Source organism: Sporosarcina sp. P16b (assembly GCF_002743065.1).
In the GTDB taxonomy this organism is placed as follows: Bacteria; Bacillota; Bacilli; order Bacillales_A; family Planococcaceae; genus Sporosarcina.
This window is the reverse complement of record NZ_PDYO01000003.1, coordinates 181,990-200,545: the sequence shown is the minus strand read 5'-3', so window position 1 is coordinate 200,545 and position 18,556 is coordinate 181,990. Positions and strand designations below refer to the sequence as shown.

Annotated in this window: 17 protein-coding genes; 8 read left to right on the top strand and 9 right to left on the bottom strand. The window is 42.0% G+C overall.

Annotation, left to right across the window (positions count from 1 at the left end; translation table 11 throughout):
* Positions 1-2: 2 nt before the first annotated feature.
* Positions 3-995 carry a lipoate--protein ligase gene (lplA, locus tag CSV77_RS06565; RefSeq protein ID WP_099672777.1) on the bottom strand — a complete coding sequence of 331 codons (993 nt, stop codon included), beginning with the start codon at positions 993-995 and terminating at the stop codon, positions 3-5.
* A 207-nt stretch (positions 996-1,202) separates the two neighbouring features.
* On the opposite strand from lplA, the gene yhfH reads away from it, so the two are divergent.
* Positions 1,203-1,328 (top strand): protein YhfH, encoded by a 126-nt coding sequence (gene yhfH / locus CSV77_RS06560; RefSeq protein WP_083035173.1) that lies wholly within the window; start codon positions 1,203-1,205, stop codon positions 1,326-1,328.
* A 439-nt stretch (positions 1,329-1,767) separates the two neighbouring features.
* Here yhfH and hemY read toward each other — a convergent pair whose 3' ends face one another.
* Genes hemY through hemE form a run of 3 tightly spaced genes read right to left on the bottom strand, consistent with a single transcriptional unit; the run spans position 1,768 to position 5,215 of the window.
* Positions 1,768-3,183, bottom strand: coding sequence for a protoporphyrinogen oxidase (hemY, locus tag CSV77_RS06550; protein WP_099672775.1), 1,416 nt, complete (start codon positions 3,181-3,183; stop codon positions 1,768-1,770).
* A gap of 28 nt (positions 3,184-3,211) precedes the next feature.
* The gene (gene hemH, locus CSV77_RS06545) at positions 3,212-4,147 is read right to left on the bottom strand and encodes a ferrochelatase (RefSeq protein ID WP_099672774.1); all 936 of its coding nucleotides are present in this window, start codon (positions 4,145-4,147) and stop codon (positions 3,212-3,214) included.
* Between the two features lie 24 nt (positions 4,148-4,171).
* Positions 4,172-5,215 carry a uroporphyrinogen decarboxylase gene (hemE, locus tag CSV77_RS06540; protein ID WP_099672773.1) on the bottom strand — a complete coding sequence of 348 codons (1,044 nt, stop codon included), beginning with the start codon at positions 5,213-5,215 and terminating at the stop codon, positions 4,172-4,174.
* 293 nt (positions 5,216-5,508) lie between these two features.
* Between hemE and CSV77_RS06535 the strand changes: the two genes are divergently transcribed.
* The 3 genes from CSV77_RS06535 (at position 5,509) to CSV77_RS06525 (ending at position 8,339) form a co-directional block, all read left to right on the top strand.
* Positions 5,509-6,018: an antibiotic biosynthesis monooxygenase family protein gene (locus tag CSV77_RS06535; protein ID WP_099631136.1), complete on the top strand. Its 510-nt coding sequence runs from the start codon at positions 5,509-5,511 to the stop codon at positions 6,016-6,018.
* A 179-nt stretch (positions 6,019-6,197) separates the two neighbouring features.
* Entirely contained in the window at positions 6,198-7,361 is a 1,164-nt protein-coding gene (locus CSV77_RS06530) for a M20 family metallopeptidase (protein WP_099672810.1), read from the top strand.
* 441 nt (positions 7,362-7,802) lie between these two features.
* Positions 7,803-8,339, top strand: a complete 537-nt coding sequence (locus tag CSV77_RS06525; protein ID WP_099631137.1) for a competence protein ComK — start codon at positions 7,803-7,805, stop codon at positions 8,337-8,339.
* On the opposite strand, the gene CSV77_RS06520 is transcribed toward CSV77_RS06525, so the two are convergent.
* From CSV77_RS06520 to CSV77_RS06505, 4 genes are all read right to left on the bottom strand, one after another.
* Complete coding sequence (locus CSV77_RS06520; protein ID WP_099637173.1) at positions 8,302-8,679, bottom strand: YhjD family protein; 378 nt, start codon at positions 8,677-8,679, stop codon at positions 8,302-8,304. The two genes, CSV77_RS06525 and CSV77_RS06520, sit on opposite strands and share 38 nt — an antisense overlap.
* Before the next feature lie 154 nt (positions 8,680-8,833).
* Positions 8,834-9,400 (bottom strand): nuclear transport factor 2 family protein, encoded by a 567-nt coding sequence (locus CSV77_RS06515; RefSeq protein ID WP_099672772.1) that lies wholly within the window; start codon positions 9,398-9,400, stop codon positions 8,834-8,836.
* 60 nt (positions 9,401-9,460) lie between these two features.
* Entirely contained in the window at positions 9,461-10,141 is a 681-nt protein-coding gene (locus tag CSV77_RS06510; protein ID WP_099631140.1) for a response regulator, read from the bottom strand.
* A gap of 28 nt (positions 10,142-10,169) precedes the next feature.
* Positions 10,170-11,318 carry a sensor histidine kinase gene (locus CSV77_RS06505; RefSeq protein WP_199203710.1) on the bottom strand — a complete coding sequence of 383 codons (1,149 nt, stop codon included), beginning with the start codon at positions 11,316-11,318 and terminating at the stop codon, positions 10,170-10,172.
* Between the two features lie 150 nt (positions 11,319-11,468).
* Here CSV77_RS06505 and CSV77_RS06500 point away from each other — a divergent pair, with 150 nt between their 5' ends.
* On the top strand, positions 11,469-12,101 hold the full coding sequence (locus CSV77_RS06500) for a YigZ family protein (RefSeq protein ID WP_099672771.1): 633 nt from the start codon (positions 11,469-11,471) through the stop codon (positions 12,099-12,101).
* Positions 12,102-12,280: 179 nt separating this feature from the next.
* Positions 12,281-13,312, top strand: a complete 1,032-nt coding sequence (locus tag CSV77_RS06495; protein WP_099672770.1) for an LCP family protein — start codon at positions 12,281-12,283, stop codon at positions 13,310-13,312.
* A gap of 623 nt (positions 13,313-13,935) precedes the next feature.
* Here the strand turns inward: CSV77_RS06495 and CSV77_RS06490 are convergent.
* A complete protein-coding gene (locus CSV77_RS06490) occupies positions 13,936-14,979 on the bottom strand; it encodes a glycosyltransferase family 4 protein (protein ID WP_099672769.1) in 1,044 nt (347 codons plus the stop codon).
* A 288-nt stretch (positions 14,980-15,267) separates the two neighbouring features.
* On the opposite strand from CSV77_RS06490, the gene secA2 reads away from it, so the two are divergent.
* Both secA2 and CSV77_RS06480 read left to right on the top strand, forming a co-directional pair.
* Positions 15,268-17,631: an accessory Sec system translocase SecA2 gene (secA2, locus tag CSV77_RS06485; protein ID WP_099672768.1), complete on the top strand. Its 2,364-nt coding sequence runs from the start codon at positions 15,268-15,270 to the stop codon at positions 17,629-17,631.
* Positions 17,628-18,536 carry an accessory Sec system S-layer assembly protein gene (locus CSV77_RS06480; protein ID WP_099672767.1) on the top strand — a complete coding sequence of 303 codons (909 nt, stop codon included), beginning with the start codon at positions 17,628-17,630 and terminating at the stop codon, positions 18,534-18,536. The genes secA2 and CSV77_RS06480 overlap by 4 nt, the downstream gene beginning before the upstream one ends.
* Positions 18,537-18,556: the final 20 nt, after the last annotated feature.

The following is an 18,556-nucleotide window of genomic DNA, read 5'->3' as shown; positions in this document are numbered from 1 at the left end:
CCTTAATAGATTACATTTACAAATTCTTCGAGCTGAATACCACCAAGGATTTTTTCAACGTCCATAGACTCCAGTGCGTCTGTGATCGCCTTGCGCTCATATTTCACACCTTTTAAACGATTTTCAATTTCTTGGACATCGCCCACACCGAAAAAGTCCCCGTATATATTCACGTTTTCTATACTGCCCTTTTCCACTTGCAAGCGAACGTCAATTCCACCCACAGGGAAACGTTTAGTCTGCTGCAAGTTGAACTTCGGTGAACGGCCGTAATTCCACTCCCAGTTGCCATAGCGCTCCGCAGACAATTCACGGATTTTTGTCCAGTCTTCATCCGTCAACACACGATACTCAATATTTTCTTCACCGTCGAACATCGAATTCAAGATTTCTTGTCTAAACTGTTCAATTGAAATAGGCTCTTCCAAGAATTCCGAAATATTCGCGACACGGCTACGAATCGACTTGATCCCTTTTGACTCAATTTTGTCTTTCTTCACTTTGAGTGAATTCACGACACCTTCCATATCTGTATCAAACAACAACGTCCCATGGCTAAACATGCGATCCTTTGTTGCGAATTGTGCATTTCCGGAAATTTTGCGTCCATCAATCAAAATGTCGTTACGCCCAAGCAACTCTGCTTTAATCCCCATTTTCGCAAGCGCATCTGTTACAGGCTCCGTGAACTTTTTAAAATTACGGAACGATTCCCCATCATCTTTCGTAATGAAACTAAAGTTCAAGTTTCCTTTATCATGATACACCGCACCGCCACCTGACAGTCTTCGTACGACGTGGATGCCGTGACGATCGACAAACTCCGTATTGATTTCTTCCACTGTATTCTGGTTTTTCCCAATAATGATGGAAGGTTCATTGATATAAAACAGCAAATACGAATCTTTGTCTACGTCCATCGTGTTGAGTACATATTCCTCAATCGCCAAGTTAATACGTGGATCTGTAATGCCTTGATTATCAATAAATTTCATATTTTCTTCTCTCCTCACAAAATTGTCACAATTTATTTTCAGTCAATTCTCACAATTGGAAGCACTAAAATAGCTCAAAAGCGCGTCACAATGGGCCTGAATCCATTTTAACAGAAAAATAAATGAAATGTTGACTTCTGGTATCTGTTATAATACAATGTGTATATACCAAATAGTTATACAACAAACAAAAGGGGATGGATGGATATGGTAGAAAGCATCGTAGAGTTTTTCAAGAACTTGCCGGCGAAGGTTTGTGCGACATGTGGAACTGAAATTGAAGAGCAGCACGAGTGTTACTCTAATCAATGTAATCATTGCAACGTAAAATAAAAAAACTTTCTTTCGGCGAATATTCCTATATTCGCTTTTTTTTTGCGTAGATACATAGATGTGGTATTTTTCGCAGTTTGCTAGGCAAACCGCGCCAATGTGGTGAAACATCGCGCTAAAATGGACGATGACCACGCTATTCCTCTGACAGACCGCGCCATACTCGCTGACAACCGCGCTATTCCTCTGACAAACCGCGCCAAACTCACTGATAACCGCGCTATTCCTCTGACAGACCGCGCCATACTCGCTGATAACCGCGCTATTCTCCTGACAAACCGCGCCAAACTCACCGGCAACCGCGCTATTCCTCTGACAAACCGCGCCATACTCGCCGACAACCGCGCCATTCCCCTGACAGACCGCGCCTCCCCCTCAAATCTACTTACCTTACAACATAAAAAATCCGTACAACGAGTGTTGTACGGATTTTATCATGTTACGTAAATAGCTTCGCCAGCACTTGATCTTTCGCTGCGACTCCTTGATCGATACAGTCAGGTAAACCGACTCCATTATAGGATGCACCCGCAAGCTCAACCATCGGGAACGCGGATTGCATTTCCTCCCGCGCGCGTAAGACTTTCTCTTTATGGCCAACGCGGTATTGCGGTCGGTCCTCTTTCCAGCGTGTTATGATACAGAAATCCGGTTCACCTTCAAGCTTGAGAATGTCTTCCAAGTCTTTGCGAACGATTTTCTCTATTTCAGCATCTGGTAAGTCGACAATCGCTTCTTCCCCAACGCGTCCGACGAATGCACGCACCATCACTTTTTCGTCAGGTGTAGTTGTCGGCCATTTACGGTCGACAAGTGTACAAGCCGTAATGGAATGATTGCTGCTGCGTGGTACTAAGAAACCCGTCCCATCAATATCGCTCTTCATCGCCTTTTTGGGGTAACCTAAAGCGATAGTTGCGACCGATGTCGTCGGAATCGTTCCTAGTTCTTTCAACAGACCATGTGGTTCAAACAAATGACTTGCTACGGTATGACTCGTTGACATGATTACTGCATCCGCTACGATTTGCTGTTGATCATTCAATGTCAGAACGGCGCGGTCGTCTTGTTTCATTATGCTAGTGACACGCGTACCTTTCATAACGTGGACATCTGTCAACTGTTCTTCGAGGGCTATTACCAATGAATCCAGACCATTTTTAAGAGTATGGAAAGCTCCCGTTTTCTTCGAACTATGACTGTTCTTTTGTGGCAGTTGTTTAGGAGTGGTCTTTCTCATTCCTAAAATTAAGCTGCGATGATTTTTTTCCACTTCATAGAACTGTGGAAAAGTTGATTCCAGACTCATATGATCGATATCGCCTGCATAGACGCCCGACAATAATGGCTCAATTAGATTTTCCACCACTTCAGTACCAAAGCGACGCCGGAAAAACTTGCCGAGCGACTGATCTCCAGTTATTTCAGAACGTGGTAAAACAAAGTCGCCCGCCGCACGTATTTTACCGCTCAAACTAAATAAACCGGATGTAATGAAAGGTTTGATTTCTGTCGGTACACCCATAACAGCACCTGCCGGGATTTTGTGCATTTGATTATGCAGATAGATATACGCTTGCCCTGTTGCGTTTCGAACAAGCTGATCTCCAATACCCAGTTCAGTCGCTAATTGGTCTACACTTTGTTTACGGATCAAAAAGGAGTCTGGACCGCGTTCGATTACATAGCCGTCTCGACGGACTGTTTGGATTTTTCCACCAAGTTCTGTTGATGCTTCGATCATGATGATATCTATGGGAAGTCCTTGTTCACGGGCATCTTTTTGCATATAGTACGCTGCAGCGAGACCCGTGATTCCGCCGCCGATTATGACTACTTTTTTTCGTTCACTCATGTCCTTTTTCACTCCGATCCAATTGAATTCATTTTGTTGCGTATAATTGATCCATTACAGCATCAGCCATCGCATCAATGAATAAAGGATCGGTATTCGGCATGGCAGGTCGGTGGTACGCTGCGCCGATATCGTCACATACTACTTTACACTCGTAGTCGTTATCGTATAGAACTTCCAAGTGGTCCGATACGAAACCAACTGGTGTGTAAACGAATGATGTATATCCTTTTGTTTCAAACAAGTCACGTGTTAAGTCTTGTACGTCCGGACCTAACCAAGGTTCAGGTGTTTGCCCTTCACTTTGCCAACCGAGTGCATATGTTTTAACGCCTGCTGCTTGTGTGATCATTTCTGCTGTTTCCTTCAACTGATCAGCATATGGGTCACCATTAGCCAGAATCTTTTCTGGTAACGAGTGGGCAGACACGATCAAGCATGAATTCTTACGCTCTGTCTCGTCCATCGCATCATAAGTTTGACGCAATTGGTTCGCCCAGTACTCGATGAATTTTGGTTGCTTATACCAACTTTCAACAGAAGTAAGTGTAATCCCGTGCTTGTCCGCTTCCTCTTGTGCACGACCGTTGTATGATTTAACGGAGAACGTAGAGAAATGTGGTGCCAATACAATAGATACTGCTTCAGTAATCCCGTCATCATGCATTTCTTGTATTGCATCTTCGACGAATGGCGCAATATGCTTTAGACCGACATAGACTGTAAATTCTATTTCGTCTTGTGCTTCATTCAAACGTGCGCCTAATGCGTCCGCTTGATCATCTGTAATCCGCGCAAGTGGTGAAATGCCTCCGATTGCTTCATAGCGATTGCGAAGATCTTCCACTTGTTCCGGAGCCGGCGGACGGCCTCTACGGATATGCGTGTAATACGGCACTAGATCGTCATAGGAGTTTGGCGTTCCATACGCCATAACGAGTAAGCCCATTTTCTTTTTCGTCATCATTTTCACCTCATGGTTGGATTGTTATTTCGAACGTAACTCTCTACTATAGTCATGTACGAAAGCCGTTAAGCGTTTCAATGTTGCAGGTTGTACTTGAGGGAATACGCCGTGGCCTAAGTTGAAGATGTGGCTACCGTGCTCTACACCTTGTTCAACAATAAGCTTTGCACGTTCTTCGATGACTGACCAGTCCGCTAGTAACATCGATGGATCCAAGTTACCTTGCACTGGTTTTGTTATACCGCGTTCACCAGCTTCTTTTATAGACAAGCGCCAATCCAATCCAACTACGTCGACTGGTAGGTCATGCCATTCATTCGCCAAGTGGCTTGCACCAACTCCGAATGTAATCAATGGAACATTTAATTTACGAAGTTCTGAGAAAATACGAGTCATAGTAGGTTTAATGAAGATTCGGTAATCCGATACATTTAAAGCGCCTACCCATGAATCGAATATTTGCACGGCTTTCACGCCAGCTTTAACTTGTGCTTGGATATAACTAATCGTCATATCAGCTAATTTATCCATCAATGCGAACCAAGCTTGTGGCTCAGACACCATGAAGGATTTTGTCAGGTTATAGCTCTTTGAAGGGCCGCCTTCGATCATATAACTCGCCAGTGTAAACGGTGCACCAGCAAAACCGATCAGTGGTACATTCAATTGTTCTTGTGTCAGCATTTTGATCGTGTCCAACACATAGGGAACTTGCTCCTCTGCTGAAAACTCGCCTAAGTTTGCGATGTCTTGTGCAGAACGAATTGGATTGGAAATAACAGGGCCTACGCCTGATTTAATCTTTACGTCTACTCCAATACCTACAAGTGGTGTAACAATATCTTTATATAAAATAGCTGCATCTACATCATATTGATCTACTGGAAGTTTTGTTACATACGCACATAGTTCTGGCTGATGCGTAATTTCTTCCAAGGAGTATTTTTCTTTGATTTTAAGATATTCCGGCTGTGAACGTCCTGCTTGACGCATGAACCAAACTGGCGTGTGTTCAATTTCCTCGCCTCTCGCAGCACGTAATAGCGTATCGTTAAAAGTTGACATATTCAGAGATACCTCTTTCCATATTTTTAATTTCTTTCACGTAACTCTTATACGTTCTCATGATAAACCGTTGACAGGTCAATGTATAGTGAATTGCGCCTTTGTCATAATTTTGTGCTAGGACACCCCTCACTTCTGCCATGCTTTAGACAATCATTCCTAACTTGCTTGCAATTAGTGTTTGATTCGGGAGATTTAAGGGAATTACTAAAGGTAGAATCATACACTGGTAAAGAGTGCTTTTAATCAAACTTAGCACAGACGATCGTTACTAGCCAAAGGAGGAATTTTATATGAATATTTATATGACAACTGGAACGATGGGTTTTATGGAGAAAATCAAAGACCAACATGCTGATGAGTCAATACTTTTAATGAATGGCGGCGGCAATACGCTGTTGCTACATGAGACGAACGGCAAAAGCATATTTCAAACGCCGAGGAAGTTCGAAGTGGTAGGTTCTTACGGTAACCTAACAGAACCTGGATTCTTCGCAATGGACAACGTCGCGGTGACAGATGAAGGCAAACCTATTTTCGAACATCAGTACAAGCACCTAGGCGAAAAACTGCAAAACATGCCCGGTTTCGTAGCATACCGCTTACTGCGTCCAATCGGATCAGATACGTATACATTGCTGACACAATGGACAGAGCGACGTTTGTATGACATCTGGTATAACTCCCCTGGTAATCAATTATCCGATAAGACGGTTTTCAAGGATGCAGGTGGTGCTACACAACATATCTTCACAAGCGCTCCATATACTACACATTATAAAACACCTACTGAGGAGGTTTGACGTTTTGACGTCAGACCTTCTTTTTTATGTTGAAAGTGGTCAACCCTATGATTTACACACTCTATTTAGTCACTTCATTTACCCAAAAGTTTAAAACACGTAGTTTGCGATGTGGCCTACTGCTTGCTATACTGAACGAGTTGATTGACTTATTTGTCTATTTGAAAGGGGTTTTACTAATGAGAGAACAATTATTTCAGAAACTGGAACAATCTTATGACGATATGGTAGAGATTCGCCGTTATTTACATATGAACCCCGAAGTGTCATTTAAAGAAACGAAAACCGCAGCTTATATCGCTGACTTCTATAAACGTCTTGGAGTAGAAGTACGTACTGGAGTAGGCGGCAATGGTGTCGTAGCAAGAGTCAAAGGTACAAAGCCAGGAAAAACCGTTGCTTTGCGAGCAGACTTTGACGCATTACCTATTCAAGATCAAAAAGATACATCATATGCATCCACTGTACCTGGTGTCATGCATGCATGTGGACACGATGGTCATACCGCCACGCTCCTTCAATTAGCAAAAGCTATGAATGAAATGCGTGATGAGCTTTCTGGCGAATACGTATTTATCCATCAACACGCAGAAGAATTGGCTCCAGGTGGCGCCATTGCAATGATCGAAGACGGTTGTTTAGAAGGAGTCGATGTCATTTTCGGCACGCATCTGTGGTCACTTTTCGAATCAGGTGTCATCTATTATGCTTCAGGCCCGATCATGGCTGCAGCGGATCGATTCAATATTACCATTCAAGGAGCTGGCGGCCACGGTGCATCTCCCCATCAAACGAAAGACGCTATCGTAATCGGTTCACAGCTTGTGATGAACTTACAACAAGTCGTCTCAAGACGTGTTGACCCCATCGAATCAGCTGTACTATCCATCGGCTCATTCGTCGCAGAAAACGCTTTTAATGTCATCGCTGACCAAGCTGTTCTGGGCGGAACTGTTCGTACATTCACCAATGACGTACGCAACCTCATGGAATACGAAATAAAGCGTGTAGCTGAAGGTACAGCCTTGGCTCACGATTGTGAAATCACTGTAGAGTACTTCCGTGGATATCCGGCAGTGGTCAATCATGAAAAAGAAACAACCTACCTGAAAACTGTCGCTGAATCCATTGCGGATCTAAGTAGTGTAGAAGAAATGCAACCACAAATGGGAGGAGAAGATTTCGCCTACTATCTTGAAAAAGTTCCGGGTACTTTCTTCTTCACAGGTGCCCGTCCGGCAGAAGCCTATCCTCACCACCATCCACGTTTTGACATTGATGAAAAAGCTATGATTGCAGCAGCGAAAACATTAGGTGCGGCAGCGATTGAGTATCAGAACTGAAGTGAAGTAATACACTGAAGATCACTCCTACGAAGGTATGGGTATCTTCAGTTTTTATATTTCACCACAACAGTGGTGGCTGAATTAAAATGAATGATTTAGGGTGAAGAGAGAGACACGCAGTTTGTATAACATTTTGATGTATTTAAGCGTAAGAAGCGCGTTGAGTTGTAGTTTTGCACGTGCTCTTTCTGTACGTATCTGCTCATCAGATGGTGGTTCTGCTGGCAATGGTAGAGAAGTTCATTGGCCCGTGGGGTCACACGCGAACGTGCCCGCTTGCAACATCAATTAATGTCGCTTCTTCCCCGCCCTACGATCATTCGATAAAATCCACCATGTTAATAGAATATTTACTATTTTCCAATATTACAGTTGATTTTAGTTTTTTCTATACTATAATTAATACGTATATGGTCCTATAAAACTGGGGGGAACAACATGGCCAATCCACATTATCTATCATCTTATATTGTTACATTCCATACTTTTGCATTACTTCATGGACAACATGCAAATCCGTACTATACAAAAGTAGTAGAAAGCGACCGGACTTTTATTGTCGAGAAAACACCACTAGAAATTATGAGAGATTCATGTGCACATTACCGTTCCAACTTTGAATCCATTATTAACAGTTCCAAAATGGATTTGAAAAATCGTCCAAAGCCACCGATCATGCTGACCCATTCAAATGACCGGCCTTTATTATTTTTTCCATTGCTGTCCCCCACTTTACATAAAAACTCATGGGTAGCTTATCATGCAGTAAAAGACGTTGTTCAACACGAGGACGGCGTGACCGTTATGTTAAAAAATGATACGCAAATGCAATTGGATACTTCGATAGCTACTGTTTATCGCCAAATGGCACTATCACATATTTTGTTTCAACGATTTGAAAACGCTCAAGAGGAATTGCGAAGTTCCTATTATATGATCATGGAGCCGAAGAGTTCTGATTCGACAATTTCCTAATATACAGATTCAGTAACTCTTCTGACCGGTTACGTAAGCGAACATTTAAATAACGACGCATATCTTGATAACCATCATATAAAAATACATATTCCGTAAATAGTTCATCTGTTGAATGGCGTATCACTCGCATTTTATGCTCTTGTAAATACAAAGCAGTGGTTCGTAAATCAGCAGAAACTGTGTTCATCGTTTCGTCTAACAAATTAAGATATGGACTTTTCAATTTAAACGGAACCTCCTCCAGTAGCCGACGGTCTCGTTCCATAATCGTCAATAACATAGGAAGGTAAATGTAGTTTTCCAAATATGGCATTGCCTCTGCGGGGATCAAAGGCATTGATATCGCCTCCCAATAGAACGTATGTTCTTAAATTGATTATAATTCCTTTAGCGAAGAAAAGCAAGCGCTATTAGTATGGCTTTTTTGCATAAAAAAACTCCCAGTTATACGAACTGGAAGTTTTGACACTCAATCGATAGTTAAAACAAGTTTATTCTTTTCCTGGTTCATCACCAATAAAGTGGATAGAGAACACTTTCCATGTCCCATCTTCTTTCGTCAAAACAGTTACTTGGCGACCTTCGGGTGCATTTTCTACTCCTGTCTCACTGTCCGTGAATGTCGTTTTCAACGTAGAAAATACCTGTGCGCTATCCTTTGAATATTTTACAATCGTTTCATTATCTGTTTCACGTTTCATCGTAGTATTCTCAAGCATTTCTTCCATAGCCTGACGCTCTTCTTCCAGATCATAGCCTTCGGTAGAAAGCGTAGCAAGATAACCTTCTACGTCTTGATTGTTCAATGTTTCGATATAGCGTTCAAAAGCCGCTAGAATTTCATCTTTATCTTCTTTTGGCACATCTGTAGCTTCTTCCACTTGGTCGCCTGACATGCTGAATCCTACTTTTTTATCGTCTACTCCATGATCGATAGCACCATTGCCCGGTGCAGCTTCGCTAGTTTCTGGATGGTTCTCGTTTGTTTCATCTGCGTTATTACATGCGCCTAATACGAGCGCTAAAGCTATGGACGCGACTGCCACTTTTTTCTTCATATGCTCCTCCTACGTAGAGAAAAAGGCCTTCTACGTACAAAGACCTTTTTCATTCTATTATTATTTTACTTCTACCCAACCATTTTTGATTGCTGTAACAACAGCTTGTGTCCGGTCATTTACACTCATTTTTTGCAAAATGCTGGAAACGTGGTTTTTCACCGTTTTTTCCGAGATGAAGAGCGTTTCACCAATCGTCCGGTTACTCTGGCCATCTGTTAATAATTGTAGAACTTCACACTCACGCTTCGTCAATAAATGAAGGGGGCGACGAATGTCGTTCTGCTGGAAGGATCCTTTATGTTCTCTCTCACTCAAACGTCGGAATTCTGTTACTAAATTATGCGTGATTTTTGGATGTAAGTATGATCCACCATTTGCTACTACTTTGATTGCTTGAATAATTGCGTCTGCATCCATTTCTTTTAGCATGTAGCCGAGAGCGCCTGTTTTCAAAGCATGTGTAACATAGGACTCGTCGTCGTGAATGGATAGCATGATAACGCGCGCATTTGGAAACTCTTTCACTAATTGCTCCGTCGCGTCTACACCATTCATGCGTGGCATATTAATATCCATCAGCACTACATCTGGCTCATACTCTCTATACAATTCAACTACTTCGACACCATCGTCGCCTTCTGCTACTACGTTAAACGATTCTTCAAAATCCAAAATTCGTTTAACTCCTTCACGGAATAATTGGTGATCATCTACTATCAAAATTTTTGTCGCTTCCATTTCCTATTCCTCCCAGTAATTACCTTACTTACAGATCTTCGTCCAATGGAATTTGAAAAAGAACCGAAGTGCCTTCCCCGACTTTCGAGGTGACTTTCATTTTTCCTTTCAATAACTCCACACGTTCTTGCATTCCAATGAGACCAAATGATTTCTCTTTTACTTCATTTGTATCAAAGCCGAGGCCTTGGTCTTTAATCAATATATTAACCGATTCACGTAACCATTCGATTTTCACCCATATTTCATCAGTTTTCGCATGTTTAATACTGTTATTTACTGATTCTTGTATGAGACGAAAAATACCTACTTCAAAATTGGAAGCAAATCTTTTTTCTGCTCCGTTACTTTGAAAATGAATGATTAGCGGCGCCTCGTATTCGCTAATGGTCAATAAATACTTTCTCAATGTCGGAACAAGCCCTAAGTCATCCAAAGCCATTGGTCGCAAATTATAAATGATACGACGTACTTCAGATAACGCTCCCCTAACCATTTCTTTTAGGTAAGATAGCTCTCGCATTGCTTCTTCTGGACCATGCTGAACAAACGTTTTTTCGATTAAACCGGAACGCATCAAGACATTGGCTAGCATTTGCGCGGGTCCATCATGAATATCACGTGATAAACGTTTACGCTCTTCTTCTTGGGCCTGGATAATCTGAATGGCAAAGTCTTGTTTATGGCGTGCAGTTTCCAGTGCTGTACTTACATTTTTCAAATCAGATGTTAAATATGTCATCACAGTGGTTACTTGGTTAACAAGCTGGTCTGCTCTTTCAATTGTAGAGAGCAGCAACATAAGTCGACGTTCAAGTTCATCCCGTCTTCCACGAAGTTGTTTCTCTTCCATTTTATTAATGGAGGCGCGTACAAGCAAGTCATTTGCCACACCATAAGCTTGTTTAACTTCTTCTTCACTATATGTTACAAAGTCTTTTGATACAGTAGCAAGACGCTTTCTAGAATGGCGTGATAGGTTCTCTAGAGAATCCCCTTCAGTTATAACATGAGAAATACTATCTTTCACTTCTGCTAACTCTGTTTGCATTTCTTCATAACTCCTGCGGCTTTGTTCACTAATTAAGAAGATATCGCTTTTTGAACGATCCATTACATTAACCATGTTGCCAAATATTTTCTCCATCTGTTGAATGTCAATTGCCTTGTCGCTCAAATAACTCCCTCCCGCACTTGTTTATGTGAAAATTTGCAAAGTGAGCATTATTGCAGTTTAGCCTAAATACTTATACACTTCTTATACAGTATATCATTTTAATGATGAAAAAGTATTATAAGTATATTACAAATGTAGGGGGAACGACAAATGCGAGCTAATTATAAAACCGTAAAACTGTACGGAGAGAGTGAATTCATCATCCAAAAATCCCGTTTTCTGTCATTTGTCAAGAGAGTCGAGACAGAACAAGAGGCATTGGACTTTATTCAGGACATCAAAAAGGACCATCATACAGCTACACATAATTGTTCAGCTTATATCATAGGAGAACATGACCAGATCCAAAAAGCGAACGATGACGGTGAACCTTCTGGTACAGCCGGCTTTCCTATTTTAGAAGTTCTAAAAAAGCAACACCTAAAAGATACCGTGATTGTCGTCACTCGCTATTTCGGTGGCATCAAACTCGGTGGTGGCGGATTAATCCGCGCTTATGGCAAAGCAGCTTCTGAAGGCATTGCCGCAACAGGTGTTGTGGAAAGAAAATTACACGCACTAGTTAAAGTTTCTATTGATTATACATGGCTAGGTAAAGTAGAAAACGAAGTAAGGCAATCCGACTACCCGTTAAACGACATCATCTATGAAGAGGACGTTGAACTCATTTTATATGTTCCTGAAGAAGATCAAGAGATTTTTGTGGAATGGATGATGGAATTAACGAACGGCCAGGCAATCATCGCCACAACCGGACATAAATTCCTAGAGTTCGACATCTGACTATACGTCCAATCGAAAAGCGGGTATAATGGTAGAAGGTGGATCCTATGAGCATTAGGTCTGATTTTGTTTGGTCACTATGGATTTTTATGTGAAGATGTGTAACTTATCACCAGAATCAACTTCCCATAGATTCGCCATTGACGGTTTTTTTCTGCCGTACACCCTGGAGGTTTAAAATGAAAAGAGAAGAATATCGGAAAAAGAAGGTTTCTAAAACGAAGCGCTTTTTAAAAATAGCATTTTGTACGTTCATTATCGCAGCCGTAGTTATTTCTACTTATGCATTCAAGCTTCATAACCAAGCAATGAATGTACTAGATCGTTCGTATGAACCTATCGCCAAGCAAGATCCGCCAGAAATATATGTAGAACCTGCAAAAGATAAAGTCTCGATTCTATTGATTGGCGTAGACGAAAGCGAAGCACGCCAGGATCGTGAAGTGCACGGAAGATCAGATGCTTTAGTGCTTGCAACTTTGAATCCTAGAACCAAAAGCATCAAACTCGTCAGCATACCTCGTGACTCCTATGTTTATATTCCACAGGTAAACTATAAAGATAAAATTACACACGCCCATGCGTACGGTGGAACGAAAGCTTCTATTGATACAGTTGAAGAACTATTTGATGTTCCAGTCAACTATTACGTCAAAATGAACTTTAATGCATTCATCGATGTTGTAGATGCACTTGGCGGTGTAGAAGTTGAAGTTCCATACGAGCGTATCGAGAAAGATGAAAATGATAAAAATGCAATTCATCTAATGCCAGGACTTCATCGCCTGGACGGGCGCCACACATTGGCTTTAGCACGTACTCGTAAACTAGATAATGATATCGAGCGCGGTAAACGTCAGCAAATGATTCTTCAAGCCATGATAAAAGAAGCGACATCGATTACATCCATTACAAAGTACGGGGACGTCATCAATGCACTTGGCGATAACATGAAGACCGATATGACATCCAAGCAAATATTGTCGTTTATTCAGTATATAAAAAGCGGACTACCAGACGTTGATACCATCACATTGACAGGCTATGACGATATGTCGACAGGTACGTACTATTACAAATTAGATGAGCAGAAGCTAGAAGAAGTAAAGCAGATTTTAAAATCCCACTTAGGGTTCATCCCTGACTCCTCTTCTTTAACTGAGCTAGACACGGATCAATCCTCCGCATCAGCTCAAACCGATTATCAATAGTTCATTCAGAAGCGATGTGACCATAACTGGTTTCATCGCTTTTGTTATAGATAGAGAAAAGGAGTAGGTTCGATTAAAGAGTGTTAATTAGCTAGTGGTTTGGGATTTACGTTCCAGGCGGACGCGTTCCGCGGGCACGGCTTCAATCTCCTCATCCATTTCGAGTGCAAAGATGTGCTCCTAACGCTTCACTTTTACTCGCAAAAGCCGTACTTCGCAACGGCTCTCCCTGCGGGGCTTTCAGCTCGCGCTGTTCCCGCTGGAGTCGCCGCCTGGAACGTAAATTCTACCTTGCGACTGTAAATAGTTTGATAGTACATTGAAGTTATTAACTGACGTAATTTTGTTTATCGAATCTATTTAAGTGCAAAATACAAGTTCAAGAAAGAAACACTAGTGAAGCGAAGTGCAAGGCGGCGACTCGGGAAGGATCAGCTCGACAGGTGAGACAACCAAAAGGAAGCGAAGCGACCTGGTTGGCTCACCGCGAGCCCTTCCGAACGCGTCCGCCTGGAACGTAGCGAAACGGTGCATTCCCCTTTCCACTCCCTACTACAAATTCACTATTTACGATCATAAAAAAAGCCCTCATCCGCTTCGCAGCAGACAAGGACACGTTTTTCTTATTTACCAATCATGCGTACTAAATTTAACAACGGACGATAATTCGCCCCTGCCAGACCAATCAATTCTACAAACAGTTCAATCACAATCAGCATGACGAAGACCAGAAGCAATGCGCCCCACACTGTTGCTTGTGAGAACAATACAGCGGCTGCTCCGAAAAGAATTGCAATACCATAAATCGTAAGCACAGCTTGTCTATGCGAGAAACCTACGCGCAATAAACAGTGATGCAAATGCGACTTATCTGCTGCTGTAATAGACTGTTTCATGCGAACGCGTCTAACAATCGCGAAGAATGTGTCTGAAATTGGAACACCTAGCATGATAATCGGAATAACGAGTGATACAACGGCAACATTCTTAAAGCCGAGTAATGCCAGTACCGAAATCATGAATCCGAGGAACAGCGATCCAGTGTCGCCCATAAAAATTTTCGCTGGATGGAAGTTGAACACTAAGAATCCAAGCGAACTAGCTGCCAATATGGAAGCTGTTGCAGCAACAAAGACATCTCCCATTAATAAAGCCATTACCGTAATAGCAATGAGCGCAATAGTGGAAACACCTGCTGCTAAACCATCTAATCCATCAATCAAATTGACGGCGTTCGTGATTCCGATGATCCAAATGATCGTGATCGGAATACTGAAATAACCAAAGTCGAGTTGACCTAGAAACGGCAAGTTGATGAATTCAATTTGTAATCCGCCCCATAGAACAACAACTAACGCAGCCGCTAGTTGGCCTAACATTTTTGCTTTTGCTGTGATTTCCAGCATATCGTCTAAAAAGCCAATCATGACGATCAGTACCGCACCGATTAGGATGCTTACTGCGTGCTCGTCTTTCGGCAATAATATAGCATATCCAATAATAAACGCTCCGAAGATTGCGAGCCCGCCGATTCTAGGCATGATTCTCGCGTGAACTTTCCGATAATTGGGGCGGTCAACCGCACCGATCCGATACGCGAATTTGATGACTAGCGGTGTTAGTATGATTGCAGCGACAAAAGCTACAGACATTGCAATGAATAACATGTCTTTCCTCCCCAAATAGCATTAAGTACATATCTCCTTGTAGTATAACATAATTTTTGCTAGAGTTCATCATTTAGCATGCATTACTCATCTATTCCCTTACTCGCTTACTTGCAAACCCTAATTAATACCGCCACAACAAGGATTTAACCATTTTACATGTGGTAAATTGTGATCAATCTATTGTTCTTCTCTATCTATATATAGATAGTCTTTTATCGATCCTTTTGGTAAAATAGATAGGAATCTCTCATTTAAGATAGAGATTTATAAAGGAGCGTCTAATTCATGTTAAAAATCTTTAAACGTAGAACTGGAACGAGTGAACGACAATTGCGTAAATACCGCAAAATTGTGGAGCAGATTAATTCACTAGAACCTAAATATATCGCTATGTCTGATGATGATCTATCTGGAATGACAGAGCAATTCAAACAACAGTTGGAAGACGGCGCAACTGTCGAGACCATTATGCCCGATGCATTCGCAGTCGTACGTGAAGCATCTAAACGGGTTCTCGGTATGCGCCATTTTGATGTGCAACTAATCGGTGGTGCTGTATTAACAGAAGGTAATATTGCTGAAATGCCGACCGGTGAAGGGAAAACACTCGTCGCTTCTCTCCCATCCTATGTACGCGCGCTTGAAGGTAAAGGCGTTCACGTCATTACAGTCAATGATTATCTAGCAAAACGAGACTTTGATCAAATCGGTCAAATTCATCGCTTCCTTGGATTGACTGTTGGATTGAATGTTCCGATGATGCAAGGACCAGCGAAGCAAGCCGCCTACGAAGCAGATATTACGTACAGTGTTGGAACAGAATTCGGCTTTGACTATTTACGGGATAACATGGTGCAACACACTTCTCAAAAAGTGCAGCGGCCTTATCACTTCGCTATTATCGATGAAGTCGACAGCGTCTTGATCGACGAAGCGAAAACACCATTGATTGTAGCAGGCAAAACGCAAGCCGATGCGGATCTTCACCATATCGCAGCTCGCCTAGCCAAACGCTTTAAAGTAGATGAAGATTTTGACTTTGACGAAGCAACAAAGGCAACTTCCCTTACCGAAAAAGGTATTGAAAAAGTCGAGAAAGCATTCGGTATTGGGAACTTGTATGATTTAGATCACCAAACACTTTACCACTACGTCATCCAGGCTGTCCGTGCGTTCGTCATCTTCAAGCGTGATGTCGATTACATCGTACGAGACGGAAAAATTGAATTGGTAGATATGTTCACTGGTCGCATTATGGAAGGTAGAACGTTATCAGATGGTCTTCACCAAGCAATTGAAGCGAAAGAAGGCGTCGATATTACAGACGAAAATAAAGCACAAGCTCAAATTACCATTCAAAATTATTTCCGTATGTATCCAAAGCTTTGCGGAATGACAGGTACTGCAAAAACTCAGGAGAAGGAATTCCGTGAAGTCTATAATATGGATGTAATCCAAATCCCGACGAACCGCCCACGTGCACGAATCGATGCGCCTGATTGCGTTTTCAGAACGACAGAGGAAAAGTATAAAGCAGTAGCAAAAGAAGTAGCCTCTCGTCACGCAAAGGGACAACCTGTATTGGTCGGTACTACATCTATTCTCCAGTCCGAAGCAGTCGCCAAGTATTTACGTGATGAAGGATTGAAGTTCCATCTATTAAATGCAAAAAGTGTCGAACAGGAAGTTTCATTGATTTCCGAGTCTGGACAAGCGGGCAATATTACCGTCGCTACGAATATGGCAGGTCGCGGAACGGATATCGTCCTAGGTGAAGGCGTGGAAGAAAACGGTGGACTATTTGTATTAGGTACAGAAAAACATGAAAGTCGTCGTGTAGATAATCAGTTACGAGGCCGTTCAGGTCGTCAAGGTGACCATGGAGAAAGTCAATTCTACCTTTCTTTAGAAGATGAAATGTACATACGCTTCTCTCCTGAAGAACTCGAGAAATTCTTGACGAAAGTCCGTACGGATGAGAATGGTAAAGTACTGAACCCTGAAGTAGATGAACTAACGGAACGCACACAACGTATCGTGGAAGGCGCGCACTTCTCAATGCGTGAGTATAATCTAAAATTAGATGATGTCATTAATGATCAACGTGAAGTCATCTATTCTTTACGCAATCGCGTACTTGAAGGCGAGGACATTTTCGATAAACTCAAGACGATGTTGTCAGAAACAGTGGAGTTCGTTGTGTTAGATAGTTGTCCAGAAAATGAAATTGCCGATAACTGGGATTTTGATCGTATCGAGCGGACTATGAACGCACTTTTACTGACGCCGGTAAATCTCCCCAATTCAGTAGATAGAACCGCAGATATAATGAAAGAGTACGATGAAGAAATGGCAGAGTTGTTTGCATTTATTGACACTTTCACTGATAATGAACAAGTGAGCCAACTGTTGCCACAAGTCATGTTGAGCTATATTGACACGATGTGGGTTAAGCATTTGGAGGTAATGACTCGTCTAAAAGAAGGAATTGGATTGCGTTCATACGGACAAGAAGATCCTATGCGTATTTACCAGCGTGAAGGCTTGCAGTTATTCGCCAAGCACTATCAACGCCTACGCCGGGATATTGCGTCTGAGATTATCGCATTCATGAAGCAACTCAATACAGAACAGGAGGTTTCCCAATGAAACTCTTCAATTTATTCAAAAAAACCGAAAAAACCGGATTGGACAGTACAGTTGAATCCGAAGAAATTTTAGAAAATGGCCATGCAGGTTCAGGCGATGAAGATATTGAAACAGAACTATCTCTTCATGACCAATGGAATCTTACACAGGAGCAGGAATATGTTTTTCGTTTCCTAGCAAATGAACTAGAGCCTTTAAAACCAAATCAAATCTCCTTATCAGGTATCGATATCGATTTGGAACCTGCAAACGGTAGCTGGTTAGTTAAAGCATTCTTCCGTTCTTCCCTTGATCAAGCGATCACTGTAGGCGAAATCGAGTTATTATTACTTGATGAAGAGGGCAATACAGCCGCATCTGCGGAGTTCGATTTGAATGAGTTAGGTGAAATCCCAGCGCGCAGCGCACGTCCATGGGTATTCGTTTTCGAAAAGAAAGATCAATTAGTAGAAGAAATCCCTGCAGCGAATTGGAAGCTTGCATTCAACGTTCACTCGATGATGCCACATCAATTAGAATTAGCACCAACATGGGAAGAACAACTCCCTGCTGAGCAAAAAGAAGCGTTATCAAAAATAGTCAACGATCTTCCGAAATTAAAGCCACGCGAAGTAAATATTGCCGGTTTCCAAATCCAATCACAAGATGAAGGTACGATTGCAGCATCCGTTTTTGTTCGTAACGGCCACTCCAAACAAATCAATATTGAAAAGTTACCGCTTGAATTGATTGACGCAACAGGAGAATTGGTAGCACGAGGAACATTCGACCTCAATCCTCCACTTTCCGTGAAAGCAAACAGCACGACTCCTTGGACATTCATCTATCCTAAGGAATTAGTGAAGAAAGAAGTACCGGATTTCTCTCGTTGGACAATCCGCGTTCCACAAGACGCAACTAACTAATATTTACTGGATAAGATGGG

Bases quoted from the DNA above. Each gene is read 5' to 3' on its own strand.
- lplA (WP_099672777.1), bottom strand. From the start codon at position 995: ATGAAATTTATTGATAATCAAGGCATTACAGATCCACGTATTAACTTG.
- yhfH (WP_083035173.1), top strand. From the start codon at position 1,203: ATGGTAGAAAGCATCGTAGAGTTTTTCAAGAACTTGCCGGCGAAGGTT.
- hemY (WP_099672775.1), bottom strand. From the start codon at position 3,183: ATGAGTGAACGAAAAAAAGTAGTCATAATCGGCGGCGGAATCACGGGT.
- hemH (WP_099672774.1), bottom strand. From the start codon at position 4,147: ATGACGAAAAAGAAAATGGGCTTACTCGTTATGGCGTATGGAACGCCA.
- hemE (WP_099672773.1), bottom strand. From the start codon at position 5,215: ATGTCAACTTTTAACGATACGCTATTACGTGCTGCGAGAGGCGAGGAA.
- CSV77_RS06535 (WP_099631136.1), top strand. From the start codon at position 5,509: ATGAATATTTATATGACAACTGGAACGATGGGTTTTATGGAGAAAATC.
- CSV77_RS06530 (WP_099672810.1), top strand. From the start codon at position 6,198: ATGAGAGAACAATTATTTCAGAAACTGGAACAATCTTATGACGATATG.
- CSV77_RS06525 (WP_099631137.1), top strand. From the start codon at position 7,803: ATGGCCAATCCACATTATCTATCATCTTATATTGTTACATTCCATACT.
- CSV77_RS06520 (WP_099637173.1), bottom strand. From the start codon at position 8,679: ATGCCTTTGATCCCCGCAGAGGCAATGCCATATTTGGAAAACTACATT.
- CSV77_RS06515 (WP_099672772.1), bottom strand. From the start codon at position 9,400: ATGAAGAAAAAAGTGGCAGTCGCGTCCATAGCTTTAGCGCTCGTATTA.
- CSV77_RS06510 (WP_099631140.1), bottom strand. From the start codon at position 10,141: ATGGAAGCGACAAAAATTTTGATAGTAGATGATCACCAATTATTCCGT.
- CSV77_RS06500 (WP_099672771.1), top strand. From the start codon at position 11,469: ATGCGAGCTAATTATAAAACCGTAAAACTGTACGGAGAGAGTGAATTC.
- CSV77_RS06495 (WP_099672770.1), top strand. From the start codon at position 12,281: ATGAAAAGAGAAGAATATCGGAAAAAGAAGGTTTCTAAAACGAAGCGC.
- CSV77_RS06490 (WP_099672769.1), bottom strand. From the start codon at position 14,979: ATGTTATTCATTGCAATGTCTGTAGCTTTTGTCGCTGCAATCATACTA.
- secA2 (WP_099672768.1), top strand. From the start codon at position 15,268: ATGTTAAAAATCTTTAAACGTAGAACTGGAACGAGTGAACGACAATTG.
- CSV77_RS06480 (WP_099672767.1), top strand. From the start codon at position 17,628: ATGAAACTCTTCAATTTATTCAAAAAAACCGAAAAAACCGGATTGGAC.